General features: G+C 71.9%; 16 protein-coding genes. 6 read left to right on the plus strand and 10 right to left on the minus strand.

The genetic code is table 11. The annotated features are described in order from the left end of the window. Nucleotides 1-82: 82 nt before the first annotated feature. Complete coding sequence (locus L3Q67_RS03445) at nt 83-1,030, plus strand: LysR family transcriptional regulator (protein WP_499188154.1); 948 nt, start codon at nt 83-85, stop codon at nt 1,028-1,030. Here L3Q67_RS03445 and L3Q67_RS03450 read toward each other — a convergent pair. From L3Q67_RS03450 to L3Q67_RS03460, 3 genes are all read right to left on the minus strand, one after another. Then, nucleotides 1,015-1,872 (minus strand): serine hydrolase, encoded by an 858-nt coding sequence (locus L3Q67_RS03450; protein WP_499191417.1) that lies wholly within the window; start codon nt 1,870-1,872, stop codon nt 1,015-1,017. The two genes, L3Q67_RS03445 and L3Q67_RS03450, sit on opposite strands and share 16 nt — an antisense overlap. Beyond that, nucleotides 1,872-2,945, minus strand: a complete 1,074-nt coding sequence (locus L3Q67_RS03455; RefSeq protein ID WP_499188155.1) for a Glu/Leu/Phe/Val dehydrogenase dimerization domain-containing protein — start codon at nt 2,943-2,945, stop codon at nt 1,872-1,874. The genes L3Q67_RS03450 and L3Q67_RS03455 overlap by 1 nt, the downstream gene beginning before the upstream one ends. Nucleotides 2,946-3,113: 168 nt before the next feature. Then, complete coding sequence (locus tag L3Q67_RS03460; protein WP_499188156.1) at nt 3,114-3,677, minus strand: TetR/AcrR family transcriptional regulator; 564 nt, start codon at nt 3,675-3,677, stop codon at nt 3,114-3,116. A 105-nt stretch (nt 3,678-3,782) separates the two neighbouring features. Between L3Q67_RS03460 and L3Q67_RS03465 the strand changes: the two genes are divergently transcribed. Further along, entirely contained in the window at nt 3,783-4,931 is a 1,149-nt protein-coding gene (locus L3Q67_RS03465) for an FAD-dependent oxidoreductase (RefSeq protein WP_499188157.1), read from the plus strand. A gap of 53 nt (nt 4,932-4,984) precedes the next feature. After that, nucleotides 4,985-5,719 carry an alpha/beta fold hydrolase gene (locus L3Q67_RS03470; protein WP_499188158.1) on the plus strand — a complete coding sequence of 245 codons (735 nt, stop codon included), beginning with the start codon at nt 4,985-4,987 and terminating at the stop codon, nt 5,717-5,719. On the opposite strand, the gene L3Q67_RS03475 is transcribed toward L3Q67_RS03470, so the two are convergent. From L3Q67_RS03475 to L3Q67_RS03490, 4 genes are read right to left on the minus strand one after another with little or no spacing between them, the layout of a single operon-like run. Beyond that, entirely contained in the window at nt 5,716-6,921 is a 1,206-nt protein-coding gene (locus L3Q67_RS03475) for an FAD-dependent oxidoreductase (protein WP_499188159.1), read from the minus strand. The two genes, L3Q67_RS03470 and L3Q67_RS03475, sit on opposite strands and share 4 nt — an antisense overlap. Beyond that, complete coding sequence (locus tag L3Q67_RS03480) at nt 6,918-8,048, minus strand: MAB_1171c family putative transporter (RefSeq protein WP_499188160.1); 1,131 nt, start codon at nt 8,046-8,048, stop codon at nt 6,918-6,920. The genes L3Q67_RS03475 and L3Q67_RS03480 overlap by 4 nt, the downstream gene beginning before the upstream one ends. Next, the gene (locus L3Q67_RS03485; RefSeq protein WP_499188161.1) at nt 8,045-8,593 is read right to left on the minus strand and encodes a zinc metalloprotease; all 549 of its coding nucleotides are present in this window, start codon (nt 8,591-8,593) and stop codon (nt 8,045-8,047) included. Before L3Q67_RS03485 ends, L3Q67_RS03480 begins: the two co-directional genes overlap by 4 nt. Before the next feature lie 4 nt (nt 8,594-8,597). After that, nucleotides 8,598-9,056: a helix-turn-helix domain-containing protein gene (locus L3Q67_RS03490; RefSeq protein WP_395895234.1), complete on the minus strand. Its 459-nt coding sequence runs from the start codon at nt 9,054-9,056 to the stop codon at nt 8,598-8,600. A 175-nt stretch (nt 9,057-9,231) separates the two neighbouring features. Between L3Q67_RS03490 and L3Q67_RS03495 the strand changes: the two genes are divergently transcribed. Then, complete coding sequence (locus L3Q67_RS03495) at nt 9,232-9,822, plus strand: GGDEF domain-containing protein (protein ID WP_395895233.1); 591 nt, start codon at nt 9,232-9,234, stop codon at nt 9,820-9,822. Nucleotides 9,823-9,986: 164 nt separating this feature from the next. On the opposite strand, the gene L3Q67_RS03500 is transcribed toward L3Q67_RS03495, so the two are convergent. The 3 genes from L3Q67_RS03500 to L3Q67_RS03510 are packed head-to-tail and all read right to left on the minus strand — an operon-like array spanning nt 9,987 to nt 12,708. Beyond that, complete coding sequence (locus L3Q67_RS03500) at nt 9,987-11,141, minus strand: aminotransferase class V-fold PLP-dependent enzyme (protein WP_499188162.1); 1,155 nt, start codon at nt 11,139-11,141, stop codon at nt 9,987-9,989. Further along, nucleotides 11,138-11,926, minus strand: coding sequence for a tryptophan 2,3-dioxygenase (locus tag L3Q67_RS03505; protein ID WP_499188163.1), 789 nt, complete (start codon nt 11,924-11,926; stop codon nt 11,138-11,140). The genes L3Q67_RS03500 and L3Q67_RS03505 overlap by 4 nt, the downstream gene beginning before the upstream one ends. Beyond that, nucleotides 11,923-12,708, minus strand: a complete 786-nt coding sequence (locus L3Q67_RS03510) for a PaaX family transcriptional regulator (protein ID WP_499191418.1) — start codon at nt 12,706-12,708, stop codon at nt 11,923-11,925. The genes L3Q67_RS03505 and L3Q67_RS03510 overlap by 4 nt, the downstream gene beginning before the upstream one ends. Nucleotides 12,709-12,795: 87 nt before the next feature. Between L3Q67_RS03510 and L3Q67_RS03515 the strand changes: the two genes are divergently transcribed. Both L3Q67_RS03515 and L3Q67_RS03520 read left to right on the plus strand, forming a co-directional pair. Beyond that, on the plus strand, nt 12,796-13,596 hold the full coding sequence (locus tag L3Q67_RS03515) for an LLM class oxidoreductase (RefSeq protein WP_499188164.1): 801 nt from the start codon (nt 12,796-12,798) through the stop codon (nt 13,594-13,596). Next, nucleotides 13,593-15,614, plus strand: coding sequence for an FAD-dependent monooxygenase (locus L3Q67_RS03520; protein WP_499188165.1), 2,022 nt, complete (start codon nt 13,593-13,595; stop codon nt 15,612-15,614). Before L3Q67_RS03515 ends, L3Q67_RS03520 begins: the two co-directional genes overlap by 4 nt.

The following is a 15,614-nucleotide window of genomic DNA, read 5'->3' on the forward strand; positions in this document are numbered from 1 at the left end:
TCGACAGCCGAACACGGCGGGCCGGGCGCTGTCCAAGATCACGACCAGCGCGCGGCGATACGCGATTCGATATCGTCGCAGCGTGGAACCCCTGCGCGCGCTGCGCTACTTCATCGCGGTCGCCGAAGAACTCCACTTCGGCCGCGCCGCCGACCGGCTCGGCATCGCCCAGCCACCACTGAGCCAGCGCATCAAGCGGCTCGAACGCGATCTCGACGCGAAGCTGTTCGACCGCGACAGCAGGCACGTGGAGCTGACCGAAGCCGGGCAGGTGCTGCTCGCCGAAGCCCGGGACCTGACCGCGCGCTGGGACCGGATGGTCGCGCTCGTCGGCGCGGCCGGAAGCGGCGAACTCGGGGCGCTGCGGGCCGGGGTGCCGCCGGAGATGCCGGGCCGCGCGCTCGCCGGGATCCTGACCGCGTTCGCCCGCGAGCGACCCGGCGTCCGCGTCGAACTTCAGGAGCTGACCACCACCGAGCAACTCCGCCTGCTCACCGACGGGCAGCTGGACATCGGACTGCTGCACCAGCCGGTGGACGTGAGCGGCCTGGAGCTGGGTGCGGTGATCTCCACGCCGCTCGGTGTGGTGCTGCCCCGGGATTCACCGCTGGCCGCGAGCACGGAAATCGACCCGGCGGCGCTGGCCGGTCAGGGGCTCGTGCTCTTCCCGCGCGCGTCGGCGCCCGGGTACTACGACGCGTTGCTGCGGGCGTGCTGGGACCACGGCTTCCGGCCGTCGGCGGTGCACCACGCGCGGAACCCCGAGTTCGTGCTCGGCATGGTGCTGGCCGGGCACGGGGTCGCGGTGGCCGAGGGGACGGTGGCGCAGAAGGAGCCGCGCGTGGTGTGGCGGCCGGTCACCCCTGGCTCGCTGGTGCGGCACCTGCGCTTCGCCTGGCCGCCGGGCAACGCGGACGCCCGCGCCTTCGCCGAGGTGGCTTCGGCGAACCTGCGCGGAGACACCCCGGACGCGCCGGCAGCCGGTCCGGCCGGCCTGCGCCCGTGGACCGTGGTCTACGGCGAGAGCTGACCACCCAGTTGCCCGACCGCGGCCGCGGCGGCGGCGCCGATCGCCTGCTCGACCGCGGGTTGCCGCTGCACCAGTGAGTCCGAACGGGTGAACACGGCGACCGCGAACCGGGCGCCGTCCGGATATTCGACGACGCCGATCTCATTGCGGATGCACGGCAGCGTGCCGGTCTTGCCCGAGACCCGGACCTCGGGCGGGAAGGCGCAGCCGAGCCGGGACCAGAAGACCTGCTGCCCCATCCACTGCCGCACCTGGCGCGCAGCCTCGCCCTCGTCGGCCCAGAGCTGTTCGAGCAACGACGTCATTTCACGCGGCGTGCTCGCGTTCGTCCAGCCGGGGTCCAGCGCGCGCATCGCCAGGACCCGGTCGGCCGAAAACGTGCGGAACAGCCCGGCGAACCGTTCGGCCCCGCCCGCGTCCTCGACCATCGACGCGACGATGTCCCGCGGCGCACCCGCGATCCGCGTGCGCGTCAGGCCCAGTTCGCGCAGCAGTGAGCGCACGTTGTCCAGGCCGACCCGGTCGCACAGCACGTCGGCCGCGGTGTTGTCGCTGACCGTCATGGCGAAGTAGGCCGCGTCCCGCAGGCTCAGCTCGACGTCGTCCGCGCAGCCCGCGGTGCCGGAACCGCCCAGCCGGTCGCGCGCCCCGATGCGCACGCGATCACGCGGGTCGAGCTGCCCGGCCGCCACCTGGCGCGCGAACTCCAGCACCAGCGGCACCTTCACCACCGACGCCAGCACCACCGGCTCGTCGGCGCGGACCCCGCATTCGGCTCCGGTACCGAGACGGCGGGCGTGCAGCCATCCGCGCACGCCCGCCGTTTCGAAAAGCTTTTCGATCACCCCAGATGTATAGACCTCAGCGAGCCGATCTCGGACATCCGCCGCTCGGCGAGCCGGTCGGCCGCGGTGGCCGCGGGCACGCCCTCGGCCGCGGCCAGCGCGAACACCGACTTCGTGGTGTCGAAGATCTGCGCGGTCTTGCGCTTGGCCCTGGCGAAGTCGAACCCGTGCAGCTCGTCGCTGACCTGGATCACGCCGCCGGCGTTGACCAGGTAGTCCGGCGCGAACAGGATGCCGCGGTCGTCGAGCAGCTTGTCGATGCCGGGGTGCGCGAGCTGGTTGTTCGCCGCGCCGCAGACGATCTTGGCCCGCAGCACCGGCACCGTCTCGTCGTTGAGCGACCCACCCAGCGCGCACGGCGCGAACACGTCGAGTTCGGCGCGAATCAGCTCGTCGGCGCTGCCGAGCACCTCCACCTCGGGGTGCTTGGCCCGGGTGCGCTCGATCGCGGCGGCGGAGACGTCGCTGACCACCACCCGGGCTCCGGCGTCGATCAGGTGCCCGACCAGGATGTGCCCGACCTTGCCGACCCCGGCCACGCCGACCCGGCGCCCGGCCAGGTCGGGGCTGCCCCACAGGTGCTCGGCGGAGGCGCGCATGCCCTGGAAGACGCCGAAGGCGGTGAGCACGGAGGAATCGCCCGCACCGCCGTCCTCGGGCGAGCGGCCGGTCACGTACCGGCTCTCGCGGGCGACGACGTCCATGTCCTGCACGTAGGTGCCCACGTCGCAGGCGGTGATGTAGCGGCCGTTGAGCGACTGGACGAACCGGCCGTAGGCCCGCAGCAGCGCCTCGGACTTCACGGTGGCCGGGTCGCCGATGATCACGGCCTTGCCACCGCCGAGGTCCAGCCCCGCGAGCGCGTTCTTGTAGGCCATGCCCTTGGACAGGGCGAGCACGTCGTCGAGCGCGTCGGACTCGGAGGCGTAGGGGTAGAACCGGGTTCCGCCGAGGCCGGGGCCCAGTGCGGTGGAGTAGATGCCGATGATGGCCTTGAGACCGCTGGCCTTGTCGTGGCAGAAGACAACTTGCTCATGGCCGGAATCGCGGCCGAATACACCGTCCGTCACGGTGGTGACTCCTTCGTTGGGCACCGGCGCGTGGCTTGTGGCGCACGCGAGGTCGGGGTTGCAACCGGGATCGCGCCCGCCGGGAAGGTCGTTCCCCGCGGGCGGAGGGTCCCACCGAGAACCGTAGAGGGGGAAGATCCCCACGCCAAGGGGGTGTTTCACCAGAGTTCAAGGTGCCCGTTCGACCAGGTACCGCCGCAACACCGGGCCGACCCAGGCCACGACGGCCGCGCGGTCCATGGCCACCACGGGCGGCAGGGCGAGCACGTACCGGCACAGCGCCAGGCCCAGCACCTGACTCGCGACGAGCCCGGCGCGGGTGGCGAAGTCGGTGTCCGGCGGGTCGAGCGCCTCGATCACCGGCACCAGCTGGGCGGCGAAGATCCGCTGCATGCGCTCGGCGGCGGCCGGGTTCGTGGCACCGGCTCGGAGCAGCAGCTGCAGCGTGTCGTCGTCTTCCCAGCGCTCGAGGAAGTGCGCCACCAGCACCTCGCCGACCTCCTCGCGCCGCGCCTTCGTCAGGTCCGGCAGGCGGAGGTCGAACTCGGCGGCGGCGGCGAACAGGCGCTCCTTGTTGCCGTAGTAGCGCATCACCATCGACGGATCGATGTTCGCGTCCGCGGCGATCGCCCGGATGGTCGCGCGGTCGTAGCCGTCCTTGGCGAACCGCTCCCGCGCCGCCACCAGGATCGCCTGCCGTGTCCGGTCGGACCGGCGTGCTGTTTCGGTCATGCCAACAACCGTAGGCCAACACGTGTTGACACGCCAGGAGCGCGCGGGCTACTTTGCCAACAGGAGTTGGCCAACAGTTGTTGACTTCGGAGAGAGGCGGCCGAGATGATCCCCCGGGAAACGACGGTGCTGGTGGTGGGTGCGGGCCCGGTCGGGCTGGCCGTGGCGGCGAGCCTGGCCCAGCAGGGCGTCGAGGTGACGGTGGTCGACCAGCAGGCGGAAGGCGCGAACACCTCGCGTGCCGCCGTGGTGCACCCGCGCACGATGGAAGCGCTGGACCGGCTGGGCGTGGCGGACCGGCTCGCCGGGCTCTCGCTGCGGGCAGGCCGGTTCACCATCCGCGACCGCGACCGCGTGCTGGTCCCACTGGAGTTCGATAAGGTGCCCAGCCCGTACCGGACGCTGTTCATGGTTCCGCAGCCCACCACCGAGCGCGTGCTGCTCGACCGGTTCGTCGAACTCGGCGGCCGGGTGCTGCGCCCGCACCGGCTCACCGCGCTGGAGCAGGACGCGGACGGCGTGGTCGCCACCATCGACGACCGGCACCGGATCGGCGCGCGATACGTGATCGGCGCCGACGGCATGAAGAGCGCGGTCCGCACGATGGCCGGGATCGGCTTCGGCAAGGACAGCGCCGGCGAGTCGTTCACCCTCGCCGACGTGCGGTTGCACGACGGCGGCCTGCCGGGCGAGGAGGTCGTGCTGTTCTTCTCGGGGGCGGGCATGGTGGTCTCGGCACCGCTGCCCGACGGCTCGTTCCGGATCGTGGCCGAGGTCGAGGACCCGCCGGAGCACCCGGACCTGGCGTTCGTGCAGGACCTGCTCGACCGGCGCGGGCCCGCCGCGGGCACCACGCGGATCGCCGAGGTGATCTGGGGTTCGCGGTTCCGCGTGCACCACCGGGTCGCCGACCGGTACCGCGCCGGGCGCGTCCTGCTGGCCGGGGACGCCGCGCACGTGCACAGCCCCGCGGGTGGGCAGGGCATGAACCTCGGCCTGCGGGACGCGGTCGCGCTGGGCGAGGCGCTGGGGGCCGTGGTCCAGGGCGGGCCGGAGAGCCTGCTCGACGAGTACGCCGCCACCCAGCGGCCGAAGGCGGAGGAGGTGGTGAAGTTCGCCGGACGCCTGACCCGGCTGGCCACCGCGAGCCCGATGCTGCGGCCGGTGCGCAACGCCGCGCTGTCGGCACTGGCGAAGGTGCCCGCTTTCCGGGTGATGCTGACCAAGCGACTCGCCGGTGTGGCGGACCGGTAGTGAGGTCACCGTCTCGGCGGAGCCGAGACCGACAACACTGGCAAGATTTCCTCATGACCAGCGATCTGTTCGTCCGCCGTGGTGGTTCCGGAGATCGGACGCTCGTGCTGCTGCACGGGCTGGGCGCGACCGGCGAGGTGTGGCAGGGGCTGACCGACCGGCTGCCCGCTGAGTGGAACTGGGTGGTGCCGGACCTGCCGGGGCACGGGCGCTCGGCCGCGCTGCCGTCCTACTCCTTCGGCGGGCTCACCGCGGAGATCGCGAAGTCGCTCAGCGGGGACGTGGTCGTGCTCGGGCATTCGCTCGGGGGTGTGCTCGCGCTGACGCTGGCGAGCGGCTGGTTCGGCCCGTCGGTCTCGGCGGTGTGCGGGCTCGGCATCAAGGTGCGCTGGACCCCGGAAGAACTGGAGAAGGCCGCCGCCGTGGCGGCCAAGCCCGCGCGGGTGTTCGCCACCCGCGAGGAGGCGGCGGACCGCTGGCTCAAGGTGTCCGGCCTGGTCGGGCTCGTGCCGCTGGAGGCGGTGAGCGCGGGCGTGGTCCAGGACGGCGACGGCTGGAAGGTCGCACTGGACCAGCGCGCGTTCGGTGTGGGGGCGCCCGACCTGCGCGGCCTGCTCGCCGCGGCCCACGGTCCGGTGCTGCTGGCCGCGGGCGAGCACGATCCGATGTGCCCCGCCGAGCACCTGCGCGAACTCGTGCCGGACCCGGTCGTGCTGCCGGGCCTCGGGCACAACGCCCACGTCGAGCGCCCCGAATCGCTGCTCCCGCTGCTGGACCGCCTGCGTTAGCCGGTCGCGACGGCGTCGTCGAGAGAGACGCGGGCCTCCCACTCGATGTGGTGCTTGGTCAGCCAGTCGGCGTTGTTGCGCGGCCCCTTCTTCAGCACGCGCGGCAGGATGGCGTCGCGCACCATGCGCTTCAGCGGGCCCGGCACCGCGGTGCTGCCCATGCGCGCGCTGGTCGCCACCACGCGTTCCACCCGCTCGCGCCGGAGTCCTTCGTACGCGCGGAAGGCGTCGCCGATGTGCGCGACGTCCCGTAGGCAGCGCGCCAGCGTGACCCCGTCCTCGACGGCCATCGACGCGCCCTGTCCGGCGTTCGGCGCGGCCACGTGCGCGGCGTCGCCGACGATCACCATCGACCTCGAGTGCCAGACCGGGGCGGACGGGATGTGGTACGAGTTGCTGGCCATCACCTCGGAGCCGGTGGCCCGCACGATCTCCGCCGCGGGCGTGTTGTCCCTGGCGAACAGCTCCAGCGCCCGTTCCTTCCACTCCTCGGCACCGATCGCCGCCAGTTCCGCCTTGCCCAGTTCGGCACCGGGCGCGTTGGTGAACCACCAGGTCTCACCGTGGGGCGCGGTGACGTAGCCGAAGAAGGCACGCTTGCCGTAGACCATCCGGTACGCACCGGGCGGCGCGGGCGAGGGCGCGTCCTGGGCGTACCCGCAGATCGTGGTGTTGCCGAGGTGCCTCGGCCGGGGCGCGGTCTCGTCGATGAGGGCGCGGGTGGTGGAGTGGATGCCGTCGGCGCCGACGAGCAGGTCGCCCTTGGCCTGGTCGCCGTCGGCGAAGGTGGCCACCACGCCACCATCGGAGGTGCTGCGCGCACCGGTCAGCCGCTTGCCGTGCTCGATGCGGATGCCGCGCTCGGCGAGTTCGTCCTGCAGCACGCGGTACAGGGTGGCGCGCTTGAGCGTGCGCGGCCCGAGCACGCCTTCGCGGCGCAGCGGCACCTCGCCGAGGAACTTGCCGGTCCCGCTGAGGAACTCCACCTTGCCCGCCGGGAACGACTGGTCGGCGACCCGCTCGTGCACGCCGATCGCGCGCAGGGCGTCCTGGCCGTTGCTCATCAGCGTGAGGAAGGCACCGACGTCGTCGGCGCCGGTCGGGTAGGCCTCGTAGACCACCGAGTCGATGCCCGCCTTCCGCAGCGCCATCGCGGTCACCGGCCCGGCGATGCCACCACCGATGATCAGCGCGTGGGTCATCGGCTCGCCTGCAACGCCCTGGACAGGGCCGCCAGTTCGCGGACGTCGGCGTCCAGCCCCTCGGCCTCGGGCATGGCCACCGGCACCGCCTGCTTCGGCACGGGGTCGCCGGAGGACCGCTCGCGCAGCGCCTCCTTCAGCTTGCCCGCCAGGTTCTCGTGGGTCACCGGCTGTTCCCGCACGTCAGCGAGGTACGGGCTGATGCGGACCAGCCCGTCCCGGCATTCGATCACCCGCCGGTAGTAGCGCCGGTGCACGCCGGTCACGCTGAGCAGGTCGCGCCAGCGACCGGCGGGCACCCGGCTGAGCGCGTCCTCCGGGAACTCCTGGTGCAGCACCGTCCACAGCGGACCCAGGCGGTGGTACATCCGGCGGTGGTGCAGCCACACCCCGGCCGCGGCCAGCTTCCGCGCGGCCGCCGGGTAGGTGAACCCGATCAGGAAGATCACGATGCCGGGCAGCAGGAAGAACATCGCGCCGATCGAGCCGATCGTGGTCTGCGCGGTGCCGTCGGCGCCCGGCGCGGCGGCCATGCCGAGCCAGCGCAGGACCACCGCCGGGATGAACAGGCAGTCGGCCACCACGATCATCGACATGCCGACGCCTGCCATCCGCAGCCCGCGCCGGACGCTGCGCTCGGCGCCCTTCGCGGACCGGAACGCCCAGCGCGCGGCCAGGCCGAAACCGAGCCCCATGTAGGCGTCCGCGGTGACGAAGAACAACGCCACCCCGGTCACCCGGTGGTCGTTCGTGGCCACCCCGGCCGGGGTGATCGCCGCGGCGACGACCAGCACGACTTCGGCGATGCCGAGCGGGATCAGGTACCGCGTGGTCTTGCGCAGGGCCTCGCGCTGGTCGAGCGCGGAGAAGAGGAAGAAGGAGATCAGGCAGTTGACCGCGACCAGCAGGATCCCGTGCTGGATCAGCCGGGACACCATCGGCGGCAGGCCGAGGAAGACCTCGTTCTCCCCGGCGATCAGGCCGAACGGGTAGGCGATGGCCAGGCACGCCACCGCGATCGTCACGCACCACAGCGGGGCCGAGCGCGGCGAGCGGACCAGCCGGATCAGCAGCCAGGTCAGCGCGGCGACCGCGACGATGCCGTAGGCGAGGAGTCCGGCGCTCACAGCCACCCCAGCCGGTCGGAGAGCGCGGCCTCCATCCGGCGGGTGGAGGGCGCGTGCGCGCCTGGGGCGACCCGGTCCAGCACCGACGCCCATTCGAGGATGATCGTGGCGACGGTCTCCGCCTCACGCTCGTGCTCGGTGTCGTAGGAGGTGCGGCGCAGCGCGCGGCGCACCGCGTCGGACTCCAGGTCCGGGTACCGCTCGCGCAGCGCGTTGGGCTCCACGTCGGGGTACAGCTCGGCGAGCAGCGCGTCGTCGCCCTCGTCGCTGTGGTGCCCGGCCAGGATGTGGCCGAGTTCGTGCAGGATGATGTGGCCCTGGTGGGCCTTGCTGGTCTCCTGCTGGTACAGGATGTAGTCGGCGGAGCGGGTGGTGATCCAGACGCCGAACGGACCGGGCACCGGGATGGCGTGCGCGATCAGCCGGATCGGCTTGCCCCGGCGCTCACCCACCCTGCGGCACAGCTCGGTGACGTCCAGCGGCGGGCGGATGTCCAGCTCGTTCAGCAGTTGCCTGCACTGCCGCCGTAACGCTCGCTCGCGCACCGGATCACTCCTCCGTGTCGGCCCGGGCGGCCTGCTCCTCGCGGTAGACGACGTTGAGCAGCTCCATTACCAGGCGGCGGCGTTCCGGCGACAGTTCACCGGCCCGCATGGCCATGAGTTGAGCGTCGCTGCTGCCCGCTATCTCGTTGAGGCGCGCCTGCTCGGACTTCAGTTCCGCCAGTTGCCTGTCGACCCTATCGGTGACCGCGTCGTCGAAGAAGTAGCTCGCCGGCACGCCGAAGAACCCGGCCAGCGCCTGCAGGTGCTTGAAGGTCGGGTTGTCCTTCTTGCCCTTGCGCAGCTGCCAGATGTAGCTCTGCGAGATCTTGACCTCGCCCTCGGCGCAGATGGTCGCCGCGACGTGCTCGTTGCTGTACTCCTGCCCGTCACGCGGTGTCTGGTTGGCGAACAAGTGGTTGAGCTTGTCCGCCAGGCTCCGGCTACCCCGATCCACCGTGTCCACCTCTCCACATTTCGACTGAGGAAGAAGTCGATCCTGTCGGTTTTCTTCGCTCCAGTTGAAACCACCGTCCGCGCCCATTAGTCTCCAGAGCGTGACCGGATTGACTGATGCGAAAGAGGGTAGCAGCCGGACACTGTATGTGAGTACAAGCGGACGAGATCGATCCGCTGCCACCGTGCCCGGCGCAGTGCGCACCGCCGACCGCGGCCTGTGCTGCGAACTGTGCGGCGAACCGCTGGGCTACCGCGCGATGGACCGGCTCACCGGCCTGCCGGGCCGCTGGGAATGGGACCACCAGGCGGGGCACGCCCTGCAGGGCCTGGCCCACCGCCCGGGGGTGGTGCTGCTGGTCGACCTGGACCGCTTCCAGGCCATCAACGATGCGCACGGTCATCTCGCCGGTGACACGGTGCTGACGTCGGTGGCCCTCGCGCTGCGCAACACCGTGCGCGACGGCGACATCCTCGGCCGGTTCGGCGGGCACGACGGGGACGAGTTCCTCGTGTTCCTGCCCGCCACCCGGCTCGAACAAGGGCTCTCGGTCGCGCGGGACATACGTACCAGGATAAGGACCATCGTGGTCACCGTGCGATCCGCGATCGGCCACACGGTGGTCATCGAGGAGCTGACCAGCTCGATCGGCGTCGGCCTGCACCACCCCGGACTGGGCACCGGCCTGCGGGAACTCGTCGGCGAAGCCAGTTCGGCCCTGCACATCGCGAAGCGCTCGGGCCGCGACCGGATCTCCCTGCCCCCGGTGACCTGACCTGCGGGAAACCGCGAACCCGCACGCCATTCCCTGATCCAGACCCCATGCAGCCCCCGGCCCTTCCCTGGGGGGCGTCCCCGAACCCAGCGTACCCAGTCCCCCCGGCGCGCAGGGGGTGCGCGCCGGATCTGTGGACAACCGGGGGTGTTGTGGATGGCGGGCTAGCGTCGGCACACCTCGCCCAGGGCGGTCATGGCGGCGTCGAGCTGGCTGTCGGCCAGGTAGGGCGCAGGGCCGAAGCGCAGGTACTCGCCCCGGCTGTCGGTTCGGACACCGCGTTCCGCCAGTTCGGCGCAGAACTCCCCCGCCCGCGGACTCCGCAGCGCGAGGAACCCGCCGAAAGCTTCCCTGGGCGAAGACTCCCGGGTGATCATCGTCGGCGGCAGGTCCAGCGCATCGAAACGCTCGGCCAATCGAGTGGTTTGCCGCAGCGAGATTTCGCGCAGCCGGTCCGCGGTCAGCCCCTGCTCGGCGAAGAAGGCGGCCACCCTCGCGGCGCGGTAGTGGCTGGTCGGGTCGTAGGTCGCGCCCGCGAAGCGGTCCGCGCCGGTGGCGTAGGCGACCGCGTCCGGCCGCTGGGCATCGGCGATGGCACCGAACTCGGCGAACCACCCCGTGACCACGGGCCGCAGGCCGGCGGCGTGCGGCGGGACGCGCAGGAAGCAGTTTCCCTCGCCGAACTGGAGGTACTTGTACCCGCCGCCGACGATCCACGCCTCGCTGAGCCCGTCCATCGAGAACGGCACCGCGCCGAGCGCGTGGTAGGCGTCGACCACCAGCTCCGCCCCACGCGCGGCACACCGTTCGGCCAGGTCATCGAGGCCGTCCACGATGCGTGAGGTCTCGAACAGCACCTTCGAGACGAACACCGCGCACGTCCGGTCGTCGACCTCGACGGCGAGCCGCGCGGCCAGCGAGTCGACCGGCGACGCGGCCACCCGCACAACCTCGACGCCCTCCTCGGCCAGCCTCCCGAGCTGCCGCCGCAGGGTGTGGAACTCGCCGTCGGTGGTCACCAGCCGAGGCCGTCGCCGCAGGTCCAGCGCGGAAAGCAGGCGGATCACCAGCTCGTGGGTGTTCGCGCCGAGTGCCAGCTCGGCCGCCGGGTCGCCCAGCCAGCCGCGGAACGCGGCCCGCACCTCGTCCGCCTTCGCGAACGCCCGGTCCCACTTGGCGTCGACCTCGAGCGCCGCGTCCTCGAACGCTTCGACCTGACCCTCCAGCGCCACATCCGGCCAGGCCTGGTGCGAATGCGCGGAGAGCAGCAGGCGCTCGTCCACCCGGAAGCGCCGGTAGTGCGCGGCGAGCGGGTTCACAGCCGGCTCCGCACGGCCCACAGGTCCGGGAACATCGGCTGGAACAGGGTCTTCCGCAGGTAGTGCGCCCCGGACGAGCCGCCGGTGCCGGTCTTGTCGCCGATGGTCCGCTCGACCATCTTCACGTGCCGGTACCGCCACTCCTGCACGCCTTCGTCCAGGTCCACGAGGTGTTCCGCGATCGTCGAGGGCCCGCCGTCGTCCTGGTACACCTTCAACAGCACCTCCTGCAGGTCCTCCGACGGCTCCAGCGGTTTGCTCACGTCCCGGCCGGTCGGCACGTCGTACCCGCACTTGGCCAGGTAGGTGATGAAGGAGTCGAACACCGAAGGCCGCGTCATCGCGTCGGTGACCCGGTCCCGGGCCTCCGACGGCGGGTGGTGCCGCACCACGCGCTCGTCGCGGCGGCCGAGCACCGACTCCAGCTCGCGGAACTGCGCCGACTGGAACCCGCTCGAGGCGTCCAGCCGCTCCCGGAACCCGGTGAACTGGCTCGGGGTCATCGTCTCGAGCACGTCGATCTGCGCGACGATCACCTTGAAGATGGTCAGCACCCGGCGCAGCGAACGCACCGCGTGCGCGGTCGCGCCGGCCTCCAGCCGCCGCTGCAGCTCGGCCAGTTCGTGCAGGATCTGCTTGAACCACAGCTCGTAGACCTGGTGGATGACGATGAACAGCAGTTCGTCGTGCTCCTCGGACCGGGTGCGCTGCGCGTTGAGCACCTCGTCCAGCGCCAGGTAGGAGGTGTAGGTCAGCGCCGCGTTGTTCTCGGGGCTCTCGGTCATGGGGTGGTCACCTCGTCGAAGTGTCGTTGCGCGGCGGGCGCCAACGCCGCCTGCAGGTCATGGAACAACGCCACCGCCCGGTCGCGCGCGGCGGGCGCCGGCACGATCTCCCCGGGCAGCTCCGGATCCCTGGCCGGGAATTCCCGGAAGAGGTGCAGCAACCGCGTGCGCAGGGCGAACGCGGCCGCGTCGTCGAGCCCGGCGCGGGCCCGCTCGTCGGCGTAGGCCTCGAACTCGGCGACGAAGGCGCGGTAGCGGGCGGCCAGGCCGTCGAGGTCCCAGGCTCGGGCGGCGAAGACGCCGATGTCCAGTCCGGTGGACGGCTTGCCGAGCATCAGCCCGGCGTGCGCGGTCACGTCCAGTTCGCGCAGCAGGTCCAGCACCTCCTGCTCCCGATCGTGCGGCGCCAGCCAGGTGCCGTCCTGCACCGAGCCGAAGCCGAGGAACCGCAGCCGCCGCACCAGCCGCTCCCGCGCGACCCGGCGGTCGTCCGGGATCTGGTGCCAGAGCACGGTCCAGTCACCCGCGCGCAGCCGGGTGCGGCCGAGGGAGAAGATCCGCCGGTCGCCGTCCTCCAGCACGGACAGCGTGCGCCGGGTCAGCCGGTAGTAGACGAGCCTGCCGTCCTTGTGCCGTTCGAGCAGGTCGCGGCGGACCACGCGGGTGAGCGCGATCCGGGCCGCGCCCTCGGAGAAGCCCAGCTCGGCCAGCAACGCGACCAGCCCGCCGGACCAGACCCGGCGCGTGCGCCGGGGTTCGGCGTACCCGCCGAGCAGGGTCATCACCAGCTCCTGGGGCGCCGGCTCGAAAGGGCTGTGCACCCCTCTGACTCTATACACCCCACCCCGCTGCGGTGTAGGTTGATTTCGATGAAGGTCGGAATCGGGCTGCCGAACACCACGCCGGACGCGACCGGGCGGCTGCTGGCCGAGTGGGCGCGGCGGGCCGACGCGGGTCCGTTCTCCACCATCGCCGTGCTGGACCGGCTGGTCTACGACAGCATCGAGCCGTTCACCGCGCTCGCCGCGGCGGCCGCGGTCACCGAGCGGGTGCGCTTGGCCACCAACATCGCCATCGGTCCCCTGCGCAGCGCCGCGATGCTGGCCAAGCAGGCGGACTCGGTGGCGCGGCTGAGCGACGGCCGGTTCACCCTCGGGCTGGGCGTCGGCGCCCGGCGTGACGACTACACCGCCGCCGAGGCCGACCACCGCACCCGCGGGGAACGCCTGTCCGCGCAGCTCGCGCACCTGCGCGCGGAGAACACCGAGATCGAACTGCTCGTCGGCGGCAGCAGCGGCGCGGCTTTCGCCAGGATGGCGCGCTACGCCGACGGGTTCGCCCACGGCGGCGGCCCGCCACGCGCGTTCGCGTCCGCGGCGACCAGGGCCCGCGCCGCCTGGCACGACCTCGGGCGGCCCGGCGCGCCGAAGCTGTGGGGCCAGGGCTACTTCGCGCTCGGCGACCCGGACCGCGGCTCCGCCTACCTGCGTGATTACTACGCCTTCACCGGCCCGTTCGCCGAGACCATCGCCGCCGCCAACCTGACCAGCGCCCGCGCCATCAAGGACTTCGTGCGCGGCTACGCGGCCGAGGGCTGCGACGAGCTGATCCTCCACCCCACCGTCTCGGACCTCGACGAACTCGACCGGCTCGCCGAGGTGCTGGCATGAAGGTCTGCGTGCTGGGTGCCGGGCCGGCCGGGCTGTACCTGTCGATCCTGCTCAAGCGCGCCGATCCGGCACACGAGATCGAGATCTTCGAGCGCAACGCGCCGGGCGCCACCTTCGGCTGGGGCGTGGTGTTCTCCGAGGAGACCCTCGGCGAACTGCGCGACGCCGACTACGCCACCTTCCTGCGGATCACCGACACCTTCGCCCGCTGGGACGCGATCGACATCCACTACCGGGGAGAGGTGCTGCGCTCGCGCGGGCACGGGTTCTCGGCGATCGCGCGCAAGAAACTGCTCGCCATCCTGCAGGAACGCTGCCGCGAACTCGGCGTGGTGCTGCACTTCGAGACCACGATCGAGGATCCGGCGCAGCTGCCCGAAGCCGATCTCGTAGTGGCGGCCGACGGGGTGAACAGCCTGCTGCGGCGCTCGGGAGACTTCGGCACGCGCTCGGCACCTCAGGGCTGCAAGTACATCTGGTACGGCACGGACCTGGTGCTCGACGCGTTCCGGTTCAGCTTCGCCGAGACCGAGCACGGCCTGATCCAGACCCACTCGTACCCCTTCGACGAGCACACCAGCACGGTGATCGTGGAGTGCCCCGAGCCGACCTGGCGGGCGGCGGGCCTGGACCGGATGAGCGACGAGGAGAGCATCGCGTTCTGCGAGAACCTCTTCGCACGCGACCTCGCCGGGCACCGACTGCTGTCGAACAAGTCCGCCTGGCTCAGCTTCCCGCGCATCCGCAACCGCCGCTGGAGCGACGGCAACGTGGTGCTGCTCGGCGACTCCGCGCACACCGCGCACTTCTCCATCGGCTCGGGCACGAAGCTCGCCATGGAGGACGCGGTCGCGCTGGCCAACGCGTTCGTGCGCCGCGGGCACCACGACCGGGCCTCGATCCGGGCCGCGCTGGTGGACTACGAACTGGAGCGCCGCCCGATGGTGGACCGCTTCCAGCAGGCCGCGGCCGACAGCGCCGGGTACTTCGAACGCGTCCGGCACCACACCGGCCTGCCGCCGCGGCAGTTCGCGGTCAACCTGCTCACCCGCAGCGGGCGGATCAGCCACGCGAACCTGGCGGTGCGCGACCCGGAGTTCGTGCGGCGGGCGGACCTCGACTTCGCGGGTGAGCCGGACCGGCTGTTCGCGCCGCCGCCTTTTCTCACTCCACTGCACCTGGGCAAGACGCTGATCCCGAACCGGCTGGTGGTGACCGGGGAACCGCGGGGTGCGGGGCTGGTGCGCACGGCACCGATCGCGGTCTCCGAGGACGGGCGGATCACGCCGGACACCCCGGTCGGTCCCGGTTCCTGGCCGGTGGACCCGGTGCACGAGGCGGGCGCGCTGGCGATGGCGTGCCTCACGCACGCCGGGCGCCGAGGTGCGACCCGCCCCGCGCGATTCGGGGTCGACGTCCCGTTGCCGCCGGACGAGGCCTGGCCGTTGCTGTCCGCGTCGGCGGTGCCGTTCGGGCCGCTGAGCCAGGTGCCGAAGGCCGCCGACGACGAGGACCTGGCCCGGGTCCGCGACCAGTTCGCGTCGGCTGCGGCCGAGGCGGCGACCGCCGGTTTCGACCTGCTGGAGCTGGACTTCGCGCAGGGCAGGCTGCTCGCGAGCTTCCTCTCGCCACTCACGAATCCCGCCGAGGACCGGCTCCGCTTCCCCCTGGAAGTCCTCTCCGCGTGCCGGGAGGTGTGGCCGGACGAACGCCCGCTCGTGGTCCGGCTGACCGTCACCGACTGGGCTCCGCGAGGTGCCACGATCGACGACGGCGTCGCGTACGCACGTGCCTTCGCGGAAGCCGGCGCGTCGATGATCCACGTCGAAGCGGGTCAGACGGTGGCCGAGAGCAGACCGGTCTACCGCCGGGGCTTCCTCACCACGATCAGCGACCGCGTCCGCGCCGAGGCCGGTGTGCCCACGCTGGTCGGCGGTCACCTGACCACCACGGACGAGGTCAACACCGTGCTCGCGGCCGGGCGGGCCGACCTGTGCCTGCTCAGCTTGGAGACGTGA

Origin of the sequence: Saccharothrix sp. AJ9571 (assembly GCF_021725495.1) — a bacterium.
In the GTDB taxonomy this organism is placed as follows: Bacteria; Actinomycetota; Actinomycetes; order Mycobacteriales; family Pseudonocardiaceae; genus Amycolatopsis; species Amycolatopsis magusensis.